Source organism: Corynebacterium sp. LK26, from assembly GCF_014335085.1.
In the GTDB taxonomy this organism is placed as follows: Bacteria; Actinomycetota; Actinomycetes; order Mycobacteriales; family Mycobacteriaceae; genus Corynebacterium; species Corynebacterium jeikeium_D.
Window position 1 is genome coordinate 77,545 of record NZ_PDHB01000011.1, and the last position, 15,997, is coordinate 93,541.

General features: G+C 59.5%; 11 protein-coding genes. 5 read left to right on the forward strand and 6 right to left on the reverse strand.

The window, feature by feature from the left end:
• Positions 1-40: 40 nt before the first annotated feature.
• A complete protein-coding gene (gene betA / locus CRD13_RS06985) occupies positions 41-1,780 on the reverse strand; it encodes a choline dehydrogenase (protein ID WP_049193170.1) in 1,740 nt (579 codons plus the stop codon).
• Between the two features lie 347 nt (positions 1,781-2,127).
• Here betA and betT point away from each other — a divergent pair, with 347 nt between their 5' ends.
• The 3 genes from betT to CRD13_RS07000 all read left to right on the forward strand — a co-directional run bounded on the left by betT (position 2,128) and on the right by CRD13_RS07000 (position 6,839).
• Positions 2,128-4,308 (forward strand): choline BCCT transporter BetT, encoded by a 2,181-nt coding sequence (gene betT / locus CRD13_RS06990; RefSeq protein ID WP_070437253.1) that lies wholly within the window; start codon positions 2,128-2,130, stop codon positions 4,306-4,308.
• Positions 4,309-5,877, forward strand: a complete 1,569-nt coding sequence (locus tag CRD13_RS06995; protein WP_147719423.1) for an aldehyde dehydrogenase family protein — start codon at positions 4,309-4,311, stop codon at positions 5,875-5,877.
• Between the two features lie 143 nt (positions 5,878-6,020).
• Positions 6,021-6,839 carry a phosphatidylcholine/phosphatidylserine synthase gene (locus tag CRD13_RS07000; RefSeq protein WP_080971496.1) on the forward strand — a complete coding sequence of 273 codons (819 nt, stop codon included), beginning with the start codon at positions 6,021-6,023 and terminating at the stop codon, positions 6,837-6,839.
• Here CRD13_RS07000 and CRD13_RS07005 read toward each other — a convergent pair.
• A complete protein-coding gene (locus CRD13_RS07005) occupies positions 6,836-7,855 on the reverse strand; it encodes a hypothetical protein (RefSeq protein ID WP_187401465.1) in 1,020 nt (339 codons plus the stop codon). The genes CRD13_RS07000 and CRD13_RS07005 overlap by 4 nt on opposite strands.
• Before the next feature lie 204 nt (positions 7,856-8,059).
• Between CRD13_RS07005 and CRD13_RS07010 the strand changes: the two genes are divergently transcribed.
• Positions 8,060-9,544 (forward strand): YeeE/YedE thiosulfate transporter family protein, encoded by a 1,485-nt coding sequence (locus CRD13_RS07010; RefSeq protein ID WP_187401466.1) that lies wholly within the window; start codon positions 8,060-8,062, stop codon positions 9,542-9,544.
• 76 nt (positions 9,545-9,620) lie between these two features.
• A complete protein-coding gene (locus tag CRD13_RS07015; protein WP_172954625.1) occupies positions 9,621-10,292 on the forward strand; it encodes a YdhK family protein in 672 nt (223 codons plus the stop codon).
• Positions 10,293-10,492: 200 nt separating this feature from the next.
• On the opposite strand, the gene CRD13_RS07020 is transcribed toward CRD13_RS07015, so the two are convergent.
• The 4 genes from CRD13_RS07020 to CRD13_RS07035 are packed head-to-tail and all read right to left on the reverse strand — an operon-like array spanning position 10,493 to position 15,809.
• Positions 10,493-12,175, reverse strand: a complete 1,683-nt coding sequence (locus tag CRD13_RS07020; RefSeq protein WP_049171783.1) for an ABC transporter ATP-binding protein — start codon at positions 12,173-12,175, stop codon at positions 10,493-10,495.
• On the reverse strand, positions 12,172-13,140 hold the full coding sequence (locus tag CRD13_RS07025; RefSeq protein ID WP_070605268.1) for an ABC transporter permease: 969 nt from the start codon (positions 13,138-13,140) through the stop codon (positions 12,172-12,174). The genes CRD13_RS07020 and CRD13_RS07025 overlap by 4 nt, the downstream gene beginning before the upstream one ends.
• Positions 13,133-14,059: an ABC transporter permease gene (locus CRD13_RS07030; RefSeq protein ID WP_187401467.1), complete on the reverse strand. Its 927-nt coding sequence runs from the start codon at positions 14,057-14,059 to the stop codon at positions 13,133-13,135. Before CRD13_RS07030 ends, CRD13_RS07025 begins: the two co-directional genes overlap by 8 nt.
• Positions 14,060-14,063: 4 nt before the next feature.
• On the reverse strand, positions 14,064-15,809 hold the full coding sequence (locus tag CRD13_RS07035; protein ID WP_187401468.1) for an ABC transporter substrate-binding protein: 1,746 nt from the start codon (positions 15,807-15,809) through the stop codon (positions 14,064-14,066).
• Positions 15,810-15,997: the final 188 nt, after the last annotated feature.

Sequence of the window (15,997 nt, forward strand, 5' to 3'; positions counted from 1 at the left end):
GCGCAATAGACGTCGCGCTACCGCCTCAAAAACTCAAGAACTACTTGGTGCTCTCCGGCGGATCCAGCGGCATACCCTGGCCAGCGCGGTAGAATGGAATGTCCTGCGGTGCCAGCGGGGTCTTGCCGGCGATGAGATCAGCGGCCTTTTCGGCAATCATCATGGTCGGTGCGTAGATATTGCCATTGGTGATGCCCGGCATGACCGAAGCGTCAACCACGTAGAGGCCCTCGGTGCCGTGAACCTGCATGGTTTCCGGATCGACCACGGCCATCTCGTCGGAGGCCGGCCCCATCTTGCAGGTGCAGGATGGGTGCAGTGCGGTCTCGGCGTCCTTGCGGACCCACTCGAGAATCTCCTCGTCGGTCTGCACATCTGCACCCGGGGAAATCTCGCCGTCGGTGTACTCCTTCATTGCCGGAGTGTCCAGCAGCTTACGGGAGACCTTCACAGCCTCGACCCATTCACGGCGGTCCTGATCAGTGGACAGGTAGTTGAACAGAATCGACGGCTTGACCTTGATGTCCGAGGAGGTGATGTGGACATGGCCACGGGCATCCGAGTACATCGGACCAACGTGGAACTGGAAACCGTGCGGGCTATCGATCTTCGTGCCGTCGTAACGCATGGCCAGCGGCAGGAAGTGGAACATCAGGTTCGGGTAGGGCTCGTTGTCGTTGGAGCGCGCGAAACCGCCACCCTCGAAGTGCGACGTTGCCACCGGGCCCTTGTGGGTGAGCAGCCACCACAGGCCAATGAACGGCCAACGCCACTTCTCCAGGTACGGCTGTGAAGACACCGGCTGGGTGGCGTTGTACTGAATGTAGACCTCCAGGTGGTCCTGCAGGTTTTCGCCGACACCAGGCAGGTGCTTGACGACGTTCACTCCGGCGGCATTCAAGACCTTCTCATCGCCAATGCCGGAGACCTCGAGCAGCTGCGGAGAGTTGAAAGCGCCACCGCAGAGGATGACCTTGTCTGCTCGCACCTGACGTGTGCGCCCCTTCCAGGCGTACTCCACGCCGACGGCCTTGGTGCCCTCGAAGAGAATGCGGGTGGCTTCTGCGCGGGTGCGAAGCTCCAGATTTGGACGCTGCAGAGCCGGGTGCAGGTATGCGCGGGCAGCGGAGAGGCGACGGCCCTTGTCGATGTTCGCGTCGAAGGGACCGAAGCCCTCCTGGCGGTAGCCGTTGACGTCCGGGGTGTAGTTGTAGCCGGCCTGCTGGACAGACTTGAAGAAGGCCTTGAACAGCGGAGAATCGGCCGGACCGCGCTTCATGCGCAGTGGGCCGTCGTGGCCACGGCGCGGGTCGTCCTTGTCGGAGCCGAGTGCATTTTCCATGCGCTTGAAGTAAGGCAGAACGTGGTTCCAGCCCCAGTTCTCTAGCCCCTTGGTGTCGCCCCACTTGTCGTAGTCCATGGGGTTACCGCGCTGGTAGATCTGGCCGTTGATGGAGGAGGAGCCGCCGACGACCTTGCCGCGGGCGTGGTAGATGCGGCGACCGTTCATCTCCGGTTCCGGCTCGGATTCGTACTTCCAGTCGTAGTACTTGTTGCCGATTGGGAAGGAGAACGCCGAAGGCATGTGAATGTAGAGGTCCCAGAGGGAGTCCATGCGGCCGGCCTCGAGTACGAGCACCTGCTGAGTGTGGTCTGCGGACAGCCGGTTAGCCAGCACAGAGCCGGCAGAGCCCGCGCCAACGATGACGACGTCGCGGTGTTCGACTGTGGTGTTGCCATTCTTTTTACCGAAGTTGAAGACAGCCGGGAAAGCTCCCATGTTCTGGTGTACCTCCGTAGGTTGTTTGCCGATGTATATCGGACTGGTTTTCAAGGACTGCGATAAGCCCCGATAAGCCCCAAGTAATATTTAAAGGCAGGCCCTATATATTGATATTGGAATAAGTGGCCGGAGGCGTATCTCAAATCCCCTTCACCTATATAGAATGCCACACAATTGGTATTCAATTCCAGTTGGAATGATTTTAAACGCCTTGAAAACTGGATAAATATGCAGGTGAAGATGTTGATGTTGGGGTGGAGAATTCTTCTGAATCGATTCTAAGACTTGAGGGATTATTCAAACTAGGTATGCTGGGTTAGTTCCCGAATCTGAAGGATTTTCCTATGTCTGATACTCCGCCAACTGAGAAGGTAACGGAGGAAAAATCTGGATCGTCGCAAGAAATGCAGCGATCGCAGTCGGTCCCTCCACAACAAGCGCAAGCGAGTGTGACCTCTGAGCCTGAGGTCAACTGGCCTGTATTTATTATTTCAGGCGTTGGTATTCTCGCCATTGCCCTGTGGGCTATTTTTGCCCCGGACAATGCAGCGGACACCCTAGCGGGCATTGTCGCCTGGGTATCGAAGAACTTCGGTTGGTTCTATATCGTGACCGCGACGGTGGCAGTGCTCTTCATGCTCTACATCGCCATCTCGCGAACGGGGCAGATTAAGCTCGGCCCCGATCACGCCAAACCTCAGTTCGGCCTGTTTTCTTGGGCCTCTATGCTCTTTGCCGCAGGTATCGGCATTGACCTGCTCTTCTTCTCGGTAGCAGAGCCGGTGGCACAGTACTATGGCCCGCCGACCGGAGATGCGGAGACCATCGAAGCCGCGCGTCAGGCAGTGGTGTTCACGCTCTTCCACTATGGTGTGACCGGTTGGGCGCTCTACGCGCTGATGGGCATGGCATTCGGCTACTTCGCTTACCGCTTGAACATGCCACTGACCATTCGCTCGGCGCTCTACCCAATCATTGGCAAGCGCATCCACGGCCCCGCTGGTGAAGCGGTCGAAATCGCAGCGATGCTCGGTACCGTTTTCGGTGTCGCAACTTCGCTGGGTATCGGCGTCGTCCAGCTGAATTACGGCCTGCGCGTGCTGTTCGGGGTGGATGAGAGTACGTCCTGGCAGATCGCTCTAATCGTCGTGGCTGTATCGGTGGCTATCGCCTCCGCGGTTTCCGGTGTTGACAAGGGGATTCGCCGTCTCTCGGAGCTCAACGTTGGCCTGGCCATCTGCTTGATGCTCTACATCCTGGTCACTGGTCGCACGGCGTTCCTGTTTGACGCCCTGGTGATGAACGTCGGCGAGTACGTCTCCAAGTTCCCATCCATGACTATGGATACCTACGCGTTCTCCGGAGCGCAGGAATGGTTGAATTCCTGGACCCTGTTCTTCTGGGCTTGGTGGGTGGCCTGGGCACCGTTCGTCGGTTTGTTCCTGGCTCGTATTTCCCGTGGCCGTAGCCTGCGCCAGTTTGTCGTCGGCACGCTGACCATTCCATTCCTCTTCGTCCTGATGTGGGTGTCGGTATTCGGTAACTCGGCGCTGGACCTGGTCATCAATGGCGATTCGGAGTTTGGCCAGACTGCACTGGATTACCCGGAGCGTGCCTTCTACCTGCTGCTGGAGCAGTACCCGGCGCCGATGATGGTGGCTGCAGTCGCATCTCTGATTGGCCTGTTGCTCTACATCACCTCGGCGGACTCGGCGGCACTGGTGATGAGTAACTTCACTTCGAAGATCACCGACACACAGCAGGACGGTAAGAAGTGGACCCGTATTTTCTGGGCTGTCGTGGTCGGTGTGCTGACCATCTCCATGCTCTATGTCGGTGGTATTCCGACGCTGCAGTCGGCAACGATTGTGATGGGTCTGCCGTTTGCCTTTGTCATCTATCTGGTGATGTATGGCCTGTTTAAGTCGCTGCGACTGGAGCTGTTGCAACAGGATTCGACACGTCGAGCCCTCCACGGGGCGATGTCGGGCCGCGCCGTGGATGGCCAACAGGGTGACTGGCGCAATCGACTTGCCCGCTCCATGTCCTTCCCGGGCAAGAAGCCAGTCATGCGCTACCTCGACCGAGTGGTGCAGCCCGCACTTGAACAGGTGGCAGATGCTATCAGGGAACGTGGCGGTGAAGTGACGCTGCACCGTGAACCAGCAGAAGAAGTCGGTATTGACCAGATTGACCTGCAGGTCGGATTCGGCGAGGAGATGAGCTTCCGCTACCAGGTCTATCCGGTTGAACACTTGACGCCGTCTTTTGCTGGCCTGGTACACCTGGACAGTGATGCTGATATTTACTACTACCGCCTCGAGGTCTTCACGCTGACCGGTTCGCTCGGCTACGACGTCTATGGCTACACCCAAGAGCAGCTGATTTCCGACGTCCTCGACCTCTACGAACGGCACTTGGAGTTTTTGCACATGCAGTCTGATCTCCCGGGCACCTCAGATCTGTCCGATAATGCCGAACCTGTCCGCGAATGGTCTGATGACTACGCCAAGGAGGATTCCTAAATGACCTTTAAGCCTTCAACTACTGATAAGGCCCTCGCACCCGAGACCGCCAAATCCCACGAAGGCGCGGCCACGCTGTTTATCGACGGCACCTGGTCCGCTGCAGCCGCTGGCAACACTCGCACTATCGAGTGCCCGGCCGATGGCTCTTTCATCGCCGAAGTTGCGGAAGCAGATGCGACCGACACCGAGCGCGCCATCGCCGCCGCCGACGCCGCCTTCCGACGTACCGGGGAAGGTTCCTGGGCATCCTGGAGCACAGCTGAGCGCAGCAAGTTGGTACTCGACATCGGTGCTGCCATCAGGCAGCGCAAGGACGAATTTGCCTGGGCAGAGGCCATGGATACCGGTAAGCGCCTGCCAGAGGCGGCAGCCGATATGGATGACATCATCGCCTGCTTTGAGTACTTCGGGAAGCTTGCAGGCAATGATGCCGGTCGTCTCGTGGATGCGGATGACCCGTCCGTCGTCGCGCGTCTTGTGCGTGAGCCCGTCGGTGTCTGTGGTCTGATTACGCCGTGGAACTACCCACTGCTGCAGACCGCATGGAAGGTCGCACCGGCGCTGGCCACGGGCAATACCTTTGTGCTCAAGCCGGCGGAGCTGACTCCGCACACAGCAATTCTACTCATGCACGTCATCGATGATCTGGGTGTTCCGGCGGGCGTTGCCAACCTCATTACCGGAGCTGGTGCCGAAGCGGGCGCACCGCTGTCCTCGCATCCGAAGGTGGACATGGTCTCCTTCACTGGCGGTCTTGTCACTGGCAAGATTATTGCTGGTGAAGCGGCTAAGTCTGTGAAGAAGGTCGCGCTTGAGCTCGGCGGCAAGAACCCGAACATCATCTTCGCCGACGCCGATTACGAAGCCGCTTTGGACAATGCCCTCAATGCTGCGTTCCTGCACTCCGGTCAGGTGTGCTCGGCGGGCGCTCGCTTGATTGTGGAGGAGTCCATCGCCGAGAAGTTTGTCGACGATCTGGTCGAGCGCGCCGGACACATCCAGCTCGGCGGTCCGCTCGACGAGAAGGCCGAGACCGGTGCGCTGATTTCGAAGCAGCACCTGGATAAGGTCGCGGCATACGTCGATCGAGCTCGTGAGCAGGGCGCTCGTGTGCGCGTAGGCGGCGAGATCGCCACGGGCACCACCGCCGATGGTTCCGCCTCGCTTGCCGACGGCTACTTCTACCTCCCAACCGTGATTGACCAGGTCACCCGCGATATGGACTGCGTCCACGACGAAGCCTTTGGCCCGGTAGTGACGGTGGAGACCTTCACCACGGTTGACGAGGCCATCGAGATCGGCAACGACACCGAATACGGCCTGGCCGGTGCGGTGTGGTCATCCAACCGCGAGGTGTCTGAGCGCGTTTCCCGCGAGCTGCGTCACGGTACCGTCTGGATCAACGACTTTGGCCCCTACCTGCCACAGGCCGAGTGGGGTGGCTTTGGTCAGTCCGGTATTGGCCGCGAGCTGGGCCCGACCGGCCTGGAGGAGTACACCGAAGCCAAGCTGGTCTACGAGAACACAGCACCGGCTGTTACCGGTTGGTTCGAGGATCGTCGTTAAATAACTCGGAACAAGCCCGAGTAAAAATACGGGAAAACGACCCATCGGCCGTTATACTCACCGATTGAAAAAAATCGACTCTGCGCACAACTGCGATAAAGGTTTGCAGTTGTGCGCATTTTGTTCTCTAAAGGACATCTGCCGTGAACGCTACTACTCGCTCCGACAATGCCAGTTCTAGTACCGCCAGTGGGCCAGATACTGCCTGCGCCGATACTGCCAGCACCGCCGCGACCTTCACCCGCTTCACCTGGCGCCAGCATGTCATCGCCTGGGCTGTGCATGCCTTCACGCTGACCGGTTTGGTGTGGGCAACGCTGGCTGCGGTCGCACTGCTGGAGGGCAGCCCACATTGGATGTGGCTCTGGCTGGGCATTGCCCTCGTCGTCGATGGTGTCGACGGCAATATGGCGCGTAAGCATCACATCAAGGAAGTCGTCCCGTGGTTTAACGGCGCAGTGGTGGACAACATCGTCGACTATCTCACCTGGACCGCCATACCCGCGGCTTTCATGGTTATGTATCTGCCACTGGGGCCACGGCCGTTGGCGATTGCCCTGATTATTTTGGTCCTGGTGTCGTCGATGTTCTGCTATGCCAACGAAGCCGCCAAGTCCGGCGACTACTACTTCGTTGGTTTCCCTGCCGCGTGGAACATCGTGGCAGTCTTGCTGTGGGTATGGAACGCGCCCATGGCGGTGTGCATCGCTGCCATTTTTATCTTCAGCGCAATGACGCTGGTGCCGCTGCACTACACGCATCCATTCCGCGTGGAACGCGGCCGGATTGCCAACATTGCCGCAACGTTCATCTGGATTGTCTCGACCGGCATGCTTATCGCAAGTGAGACGATGGCAGCGTCGTTAAGCAAGGCGTCTATCCACGGGCTTGTGGCTGTCAACGTTGCCGCCGGTGCCTGGCTGATTATTGGCGGCGTGCGGCGCTCGCTTAGCGGTCGCTAGCGGCAGTTGGTGGGTGGTTGGCGCAGGATTGCGGAGATGGCGCGGTCGCGCAGCCAGCGGACGTATTCGACGGCGCAGGCTGCGACAATTAACGCGATGACAAAGATGGTGACCCACATCGGATAATCGCGCCCATTGGCCCAGAAGTAGACGTAAGGCGAGACGAAAGTCACTAGGGTGATCAGGAGCCCCAGCATTCTTCGGCCGAATGAGCGGCCGGTGATCATCTCGACAATTCCCCAGGTGTAGGGGATAGCGGTAATGATGTCGATGCTCCACAGCACCCAGACATTGCCGTGGAATCCGGGGACGAAAACCACAGGTAGCGCGCGGAGCGAAGAGTAGACCATCACCACCAGGTAGGCCAACACTTTCGGGTTGTAGAGCAGGCGCCACACGGGGTTGCGCTCGATGAGTTTGGTCCCGACTTTGCGTAGTGCATGCAGATCCTTTTGCTGCATGACCAGCGTATTTGTTCCCTCCAGCAGGTAAGCGAGCAGTTTTTGCTGCACGCGACTGCCGTGTGCCCAGGCCTGTACCAGCTCGCTTGGCGAGATAGCGATGGGCACCAGTGGTTCTCCGCGCTGCTTCAGTGCAGTTGGAAGCTCGAGGGTACTGTCATCGAGCTTATCGACGGCCAGTTCCGGGCCCACCACATGAACGATGTCGCCGCCGAGGATGTTTTGTACCTTGTCCACATCACTTTCGGGCAGCGAGCTGAACCAGAGTAGCTGCCGGGAGGAAATTGCCATCCGCAAGGCGGTGCCCAGAGCTTCTGCCGCGTCATCGATGGCGTAAAAGTCCTGCGTGTTGGTGTGGGCGAGTGAACGCAAGCTGTCGATTGTCACGACATTTTTGGCATTGAGCTCGTTGAGGCGGGCCACGCCGGAAATATCGATGACCGCCTGAGGGTCAAGGGCGAAAGCATGGGTAAAAGGAAGGTCGAGTATCGAGCGCATCGCAAGGAGCCGCTGGTGTCGCTGGTGTCCAACCAGGGCTGAATTCTGTGCGCTCATAGTGTTTTAGCTTGCCACAACTTGCGCTTCTCACCAGCAACTATACGGTTCGGTCTGTCTATTGGCAGGTGTTCTACCCTGTGAAAACTTCATTAAGTTGGACTTTTTTCGCTGTGTAGAGTAGCTTCTAATCCACTAATAGACAGGTCTGTTCATTATGGCTTTGATGGCGGACTGGCTCATAAATTTAGGAGAAACACTCTCATGCTCATTTCAGGACTAGCGCTGGGTGCCGTGCTCGGCTTTGTTATGCAGCGAGGACGCTTCTGCGTCACCGGCTTCTTGCGCGACATCTTCACTCAGCGCAGCTGGCGCGGCTTTGTCGCCCTGCTGATTGTTATTTCCGTCCACGCCATCGGTCTGGCCGCACTGACCAGCGCCGGCGTGATTACTCCCGAATACAAGGAATTGGCACCGCTGGCTGTCATTATTGGTGGCGTTATCTTCGGACTGGGTATCGTCCTGGCCGGTGGCTGCGCCTCGGGTACCTGGTACCGCTCCGGTGAGGGCCTGATCGGCTCCTGGATCGCACTGGTCTTTTACGCCCTATCCGCTGCTGCCATGAAGACTGGCTTCCTCAACGGCCTGCAGGATTCCCTGAAGGACCGCACCGTCGGCCTGACCAGCATCCACGCCTCTCTGGGCATTAGTATCTGGCCACTGGTCATCGCGCTGAGCGCCGTCACGGCATACTTCGCTGTCCGCTTCCTGCGCGAAGAATTCTCCGGTCCGCGCCCGGCCACTCTGGCGCCGCGCAAGTCCGGTCTCGCGCACATTCTGACTGAAAAGACCTGGCACGTGTACGCCACCGCCGCCATCGTCGGTGTACTTGGCGTTATCGCATGGCCGCTGTCCGCCGCCACCGGCCGCAACGACGGCCTCGGCATCACGACTCCGTCCTCCAACCTCGCCAACTACGTTGTCACTGGTGACACCGAGCGTTTCGACTGGGGCGTCCTCCTCGTCCTCGGCATCCTCGTCGGCTCCTTCATCGCGGCCAAGGCCTCCGGTGAATTCCGCCTCCGCGTCCCGGACGCCACCCAGGGTGCACGCTCGGTCGTCGGCGGCATCTTCATGGGTGTCGGCGCTGCGTGGGCCGGCGGCTGCACCGTCGGTAACGGCATGGTCCAGACCTCGCTGTTCAGCTACCAGGGTTGGCTCGCACTGGCGTCCATCGCCGCAGGTGTCGCTATCGCCGCAAAGCTCTGGCTGAAGCCGTCCGCACCTTCGCTTAACGACGTCCCGAGCACCCCTTCCACCACCAACGACACAGCGGTATCGGCAACTGCTCCGGTCACTTCGACTGCTACTTCGCCTGTGTCCCTGCCGGGTAGCGAAGGTGCCGGTGCCGCTGGCACCGAGGCCTCCCCGCTGGCGGGTGCCTTTACTGTCGCGCCGGTAGCGTTGCTCGACCGGAGCGTCGTCAAGCAGGAAGACGGCAAGCTCACGCCACTGGGCGATGGGCGTTACGAGCTCGACACCGTCGGCGCGGTGTGCCCATTCCCGCTGATCGAGGCCAAGGACGCGATCAACAAGATTGAGGTCGGCGAGGAGCTGGTGATCCCATTCGACTGCACCCAGGCCACGGATGCGATTCCGCGCTGGGCTGCGAAGGATGGCCACAAGGTCACCAACTTTGAGCAGACCGGTGAAGCTGGCTGGACGATTTCCGTCCGCCGCGGGCGATAAGCCCTGGTGAAGCTGGGGGAGCGTTGTTAGGGTGAGGGCATAGATTGATTGACATCAACAACAAAGGAGCTCAACCATGGCAAAGAATATTCGACCACTAGATGCTCTCGTAGCCGCGGGTGCCGCCAGCGTCCTTGTGCTGGCCGGTTGCTCCTCCGATGATTCGGCTAGTACTGAGGCAAGCAGCACTGTTAGCGAAACCAGCTCTTCCGTGTCGGCCACCAGCTCTGAGGGGCATGACGACATGGATGATATGGACGATGCCGATGAGCATGGCGGTCATGGTGACCATGGTGATGACGCGATGGCCGGCCATGACCATCCGGCCGATGGTGGTCCGGCTCCAGAGGGAATGATTGCGGCGGACAACGCGAAGTTCCCGGTCGGCAGTGAAGTGCAGGTTCTCGCCGATCACATGCCGGGCATGAAGGGTGCAGAAGGCAAGGTTGTTGGTGTTTTCAACACCACTACCTACTCCGTTTCCTACACCCCGACCGATGGCAGTGAGCCGGTGAAGGACCACCGCTGGGTCGTTCATGAGGAGCTGGAGAACCCAGGCGAAGCACCGCTTGCCGACGGCTCCGAGATCACCATCAACGCCGAGCATATGGCGGGCATGAAGGGGGCCAAGGGCACTGTTGACTACTCCACCCAGGAGCCGGTGTACATGGTCGACATTGACGATGATGGTATGACCATGAAGAACCACAAGTGGGTTACTGAAAGCGAGCTTGCTCCGGAGGACTAGCAGGCTGTCTGGACGGTCTTTCCGGATAGCTTTCTCTCTTCTCCCGCTCAATCCGCTCCGACTCAAAATCGCCCAGCCACTTCACGACACCTATGTCACCTCATGCCGCCTCCACAGCTGGTACGAGGTGACGCCTGTGTCGTGAAGTGGCCCAGAGGGGGGCGGAGCGAAGTGCCCTGGGGAAACAGGCCACTGCCCAGCTACAGATCCAAATCCAACGACGCACCTGGGATGGCGTCCAGCAGCCGCTGGGTGTATTCCTTCTCCGGGTGGTCGAAGAGATCGTCGGTCGGACGGTGTTCAACCATCTTGCCGTGCTCCATCACGATGACCTCATCAGCCACCTGCCGCACCACAGCGAGGTCGTGCGTAATAAAGAGGTAGGCCAAATCCATCTCTTCCTGCAGCTCAGCGAGTAGTTCGAGCACCTGAGCCTGCACCACCACGTCGAGTGCTGACACCGCCTCGTCACAGACCACAACCTCAGGGTTCAGGGCCAGTGCACGCGCAATCGCCACACGCTGACGCTGACCACCCGACAGCTCACCGGGGAAGCGGCGCCCCATTTCCGCGGGAAGAGCGACGCGGTCGAGAAGCTCGAATACGCGCTGCTCACGCTCCTTCTTGGTGCCAATCTTGTGAATCCGCAGCGGCTCCTCGATGGAGGAATGCACCGTGCGCATCGGGTCCAGCGTCGCATACGGGTTCTGGAAAATCGGCTGAATGCGACGCCGCAGCTCCAGCTCCTCTTTACGATTCCGGCCCTGGACGCGTTTGCCGTCGAAAAGCACTTCGCCTTCGGTCGGATCGAGCAGCCCCAGCGCCATGTTGGCGACAGTGGACTTGCCCGAACCGGATTCGCCCACGATTCCAATGGTGCGACCGCGACGCAGCGTAAAGCTGATGTCATCGACGGCACGGAAGGAATCCTTGCGCCACGGACGGTCGCCGCGGATGGCAAAGTCGCGCACCAAGTTCTTCGCGACCAGAATCTCCTTCTGGTCCGCATCCGATGTCGTCGGCGCCGCCACCACGCGATCACCGCGCCGGGCAGCCAGCGATGGAGCCGCCGCGATTAGCTGCTTGGTGTATGGATGCTGCGGGCGGGTGAGAACTTGCAGGGCAGGGCCGGTCTCCACGACACGTCCTGCTTGCATAACGACGAGTCGGTCAGCGCGCTCGGCAGCCAAACCGAGATCATGAGTAATAAGCACCACGGACGTGCCGAGTTCGCTAGTGAGCTTGTCGAGGTGGTCGAGGATTTTCTTCGCCACGGTCACGTCGAGAGCGGACGTGGGCTCATCGGCAATCAGCAGCTTTGGGTGCGCGGCCAAGCCCATCGCGATAAGTGCGCGCTGGCGCATACCACCGGAGAACTCGTGCGGGTACTGGTCGATACGCTTTTTAGCGTTCGGCAGGCCGGCCTGTTCCAGCAGCTCAATCGCCTTTTTGTGGGCCTCGGAGCCGGTGGCGATGTTGTTGGCGCGCAGCGCCTCCTTAATCTGGGAACCGACGGTCCACACCGGATTGAGATTGGTCATCGGGTCCTGCGGAACCAGGCCGATGCCGTTGCCGCGGATGCTAACAAACTCGCGGTCGGTCAGGTGTGTGATGTCACGGCCATCGAAGGTGATGGTGCCACCGGTGACTTCACCATCACCGGGCAACAGTCCCAGCGCGGCGTGGACAGTGGTGGACTTACCCGAGCCGGACTCGCCGACAATGGCGACCGTCTCACCGGGGAAAACCTCAAGGTCGACGTCATGCACCACATCGGTCAACGATTTACTGCGGCGGCCGGACGCTGTGGTCGTCGGAAAGCCAATGCAGACATCCTTCAAGGTGAGAATGGGCGCTGCGGAAGTATTGGTGTCGGTGCTCATCGACGACGCTCCTTCGGGTCGAGAGAATCCTTCAAAGCGTCACCCATGAGGATGAAGCCGAGAACGGTAATCGCCAGGGCGAGTGCTGGCCAGAACAGGTTGGACGGGGCCTGGCGGAGCACCTGCTGTGCGACAGAGATGTCGTTGCCCCAGGAAACGGTGGTCGTCGGCAAGCCAATGCCCAAGTAGGACAGCGTGGCCTCGGCGACGATGTAAATACCCAGTGAGGTCGTGGCCATGACGATGACAGGGGCGAGGCAGTTCGGCAGCACATGGCGGAAGAGAATGCCGGTGCTGGACAGACCGAGCGCCTTGGAGGCGGTGACGTATTCCTCGTTCTTCACCGAGATCACCGAGGAACGCACCACGCGCGCCATCTGCGGCCAGCCGAAAGCAGCGAGCACGAAGACCACGGACCAGATGGTGCGTTCGGTAAACAGCTGCATCAGCACGATGCCGGCGAGAATCAGGGGGATGGCAAAGAACATGTCCGTGATGCGGGAGAGCACCGCGTCGACCCAACCGCCGAGATAGCCAGCGATGGCACCGAGGATGATGCCCACCACGGTCACGGCCAGGGTGACGCCGATGCCGACGATGACCGAGGCGCGGGCACCGTAGATGACACGGGCGTAGACGTCGTAGCCCTGCTGAGTGAAGCCCATCGGGTGGCCGTCACGGGCTGGGGCCAGCGAGTCACGCAGGTTTGCCGCCGTCGGGTCCACAGAGGTGAACAGCGACGGGAATGCGGCCACTGCGATGGAGAGCAAAATAATGAATGCGGAAACCCAGAACAGTGGGCGGTAACGCAGGTTCTGCCAGGCCGAACCCCAGAGCCCCAGTGGTGGGGTATCCGGCAACTGCTTGTGGTCGGGGTTCGTCGCCTGCGCGGTGCCGGTATGCACGGCGTTGGCCTGCTTTTCTGGCTGAGTCGAATCTAACTGCGTCGAATCTGGCTTAGGCATAACGAATCCTCGGATCCAGGACTGCGTAGAGCAAGTCGATGAGCAAGTTGGCGAACATGTAAATAACCACCAGGATGGTCACGATGCTGACCACGGTGGGAGCTTCACCAATCTGGACGGCGTGGAAGATCAGGCCACCGATACCGGGCACGTTGAAGATGCCCTCGGTGACAATTGCGCCACCCATCAGAGCAGCGAGATCAGCGCCGATGAAGGTCACAACGGGAATTAGCGAGTTGCGCAAGATGTGGCGGCGGGTGACTTCAGAGGTTGGCAAGCCCTTGGCGCGGGCAGTGCGTACGAAGTCAGCATGGCGTGCCGACGAGACCTCGGAACGCGTCAGTCGCAGAACATAAGCAACCGAGACGAGACCCAGCACGAATGCCGGCAGCAGCAGGGAGGTAAAGGAGGCATCACTACCAACGGTGGGGGAGACAATCTCCCAGCGCACACCGAAGAGGTAGCGGGCCACGAAGCCGAGCACGAAGGTCGGAGTTGCGATAACCAGCAGGGACATCACCAGAACGGTGGAGTCGAAGAAGCCGCCCTTGCGCATACCGGCAATAACGCCGAGGCCGATACCGAAAATGGCCTCAATGGCAACGGCCATCAGCGCCAGGCGAATCGTAATAGGGAAGGCCAGCGCAATTTCCTCGCCGACCGAGCGGCCGGAGAAGGTCTCGCCCATATCCAGGGTGAACAGGCCCTTGAGGTACTCCCAGTACTGGACGAGGAAAGGCTCATCCAGGTGGTAGTGAGCGCGCAGTGCTGCGACCTGCTCCGGTGGCAGCTGCTTATCGCCAGCCAGTGCAGCGATGGGGTCGCCTGGCATGGCGAAGACCATTGCATAAACCAGCAGTGTGGCACCGAAGAATACCGGCACCATCTGTAGGAGTCTCTTTCCGATATACCAACCCATGGTGCTAGTCCTTCTCAATCATTGGGTAGTCCAAGATGCCGTCCCACATCACTACGGCATTGCGCAGCTTCGGGTTCCACGCCACCGAAGCATTGGGGTACCACAGCGGAATCGCTGGCAGGTCCTCCATCAGCACAGACTGAGCCTTGACATAAATTGGCTTGGCATCGTCTGCGCTCTTTGCCGAGGCCGCCTCCTGAATCAGCTTGTCGAACTCCGGGTTGGAGTAGTGGTTGTCATTCGAGGAGCCACCGGTGACGAACTGCGGAAGCATGTAGTTGGCCACAGATGGGTAGTCAGCTGCCCAGCCAGTGCGGTAGCCGCTGGTGATGGTCTCGTTGGAGATTTCATCGCGCAGCTGCTTGAAGGTCGGGTAGGCCTTGCCGTGGGAATCGATGCCGAGGGTCTCGCCAATCATGTTGGTCACCGCTTCGACCCACTGCTGGTGTCCGCCGTCGGCGTTGTAGGCGATGTCGAACGAGCCGGTAAACGGCGCAATTTTGTTGGCTTCGGCCCACAGTTGGCGGGCCTTCTTCGGGTTGTATTCCAGCACCTCTTGGCCAGGTACGTTCGGGTCAAGGTCGCCGAGCGTCAACGAGCTGAACTCGCGCGCCGGGGTGCGGGTGTCGAAGAAAATCTTCTCAGTGATTAGTTTCCGGTCAATCGCCATGGAAATCGCTTGACGACGAAGCTTGCCCTCTTCACCCGAAAAACCTGGCAGATTTCGCGGAATTGCGAAGTACTGCGAAGAGGAGGTCGGGACGTTTGCGCTGGAGTCGGGGAAGTCGGTTTGGAAGCTGGCGAGAGCCGTTGGTGGAATTGTGCGTGGCAGCGTGTCCAGGCGGCCGGCCTGGAGGTCTGCATATGCGGTGTCCACGTCCGAGTAGAAGCGGTATACCAGGCCGTTGTTACGGGCCTTGTGCTCACCGGCGAAGTCATCATTGCGAACCACAGTTAGCTGGTTGTTGTGCAGCCAAGCGCGGCCTTCGGCCATCTTGTACGGTCCATTGCCGATTGGGTGTTCACCGAAAGCCTTCTTGTCTTCGAACGCGGCCTTCGGCAGCGGCATAAACGCGACATAGCCGAGGCTGAGCGGGAAGGAAGAATCTGGGTTGGTCAGATCCACGGTGAACCTCAGGTCATCGACCTTTTTCAGGCCGGAGAGTGTTTTCTCCGTGGCCTTTTCTCCCGAAACAGCATCAAAACCCTGCACGTTGGCGAAGAAGGACTGCTGCTTCTGCAGGTTCGGGCCGTAGGCAGCGTAATTCCAGGCATCGATGTAGCTCTGCGCGGTGACTGGTTCGCCGTTGTGGAAGGTCCAGCCCGGTTTTAGCGTGATGTCGAAATGGGTCGAGTCCTCGTTGGGCTTAATTTCTGCCGCATGGTCCAGGATCATCGAGCCGTCGGTGTCGTAGCGCACCAGACCTGAGTAGAGCATGCGGAGGATATCGCCACCACCGGTTTCATTGGTGTCAGTGGTGTACAGCGGCGACTGTGGTTCGGAGTTCTGGACCACAATGAACCCCGCGCCGACCTGTTGCTGGTCAGTGCTGCAGGCAGCGAGCGCGCTTCCTGGCAAGGCGATTACCAGCAAAGCCGCCAGGATCTGGCGGACATGCAGCGTGAACTTTCCTTTTCCGCTGAGCGTTGTTGCGTGCAGTTTTGTGGCACGGGACTTCTCTCGCTGTCGGAGCTTCCGCCGGAGTTTCTGCCGGGTGTGGAAGGGGCCGGAGGCAACGGGTCTATGCATCGCGAGCCTTTCTAGATTCTGCCAGATAGGCGATATGAATTTGGTGATCGGCTCACTCCAAATGACTTAGATACCCACCTCCCACCTGCATAGGCAATGGTGGTGGTGACAACTTGGGTGTGGTGGGCTCTAAGGTTTGGATACGACCGTTCAATACAGTCTCTAACCATACAAGTCCAAAAAACATA

Excerpts from the sequence above, each read along its gene's own strand:
- CRD13_RS07015 (WP_172954625.1), top strand. The coding sequence starts at position 9,621 with ATGGCAAAGAATATTCGACCACTAGATGCTCTCGTAGCCGCGGGTGCC.
- betA (WP_049193170.1), bottom strand. The coding sequence starts at position 1,780 with ATGGGAGCTTTCCCGGCTGTCTTCAACTTCGGTAAAAAGAATGGCAAC.
- CRD13_RS07025 (WP_070605268.1), bottom strand. The coding sequence starts at position 13,140 with ATGCCTAAGCCAGATTCGACGCAGTTAGATTCGACTCAGCCAGAAAAG.
- CRD13_RS07020 (WP_049171783.1), bottom strand. The coding sequence starts at position 12,175 with ATGAGCACCGACACCAATACTTCCGCAGCGCCCATTCTCACCTTGAAG.
- CRD13_RS07005 (WP_187401465.1), bottom strand. The coding sequence starts at position 7,855 with ATGAGCGCACAGAATTCAGCCCTGGTTGGACACCAGCGACACCAGCGG.
- CRD13_RS07035 (WP_187401468.1), bottom strand. The coding sequence starts at position 15,809 with ATGCATAGACCCGTTGCCTCCGGCCCCTTCCACACCCGGCAGAAACTC.
- betT (WP_070437253.1), top strand. The coding sequence starts at position 2,128 with ATGTCTGATACTCCGCCAACTGAGAAGGTAACGGAGGAAAAATCTGGA.
- CRD13_RS07030 (WP_187401467.1), bottom strand. The coding sequence starts at position 14,059 with ATGGGTTGGTATATCGGAAAGAGACTCCTACAGATGGTGCCGGTATTC.
- CRD13_RS06995 (WP_147719423.1), top strand. The coding sequence starts at position 4,309 with ATGACCTTTAAGCCTTCAACTACTGATAAGGCCCTCGCACCCGAGACC.
- CRD13_RS07010 (WP_187401466.1), top strand. The coding sequence starts at position 8,060 with ATGCTCATTTCAGGACTAGCGCTGGGTGCCGTGCTCGGCTTTGTTATG.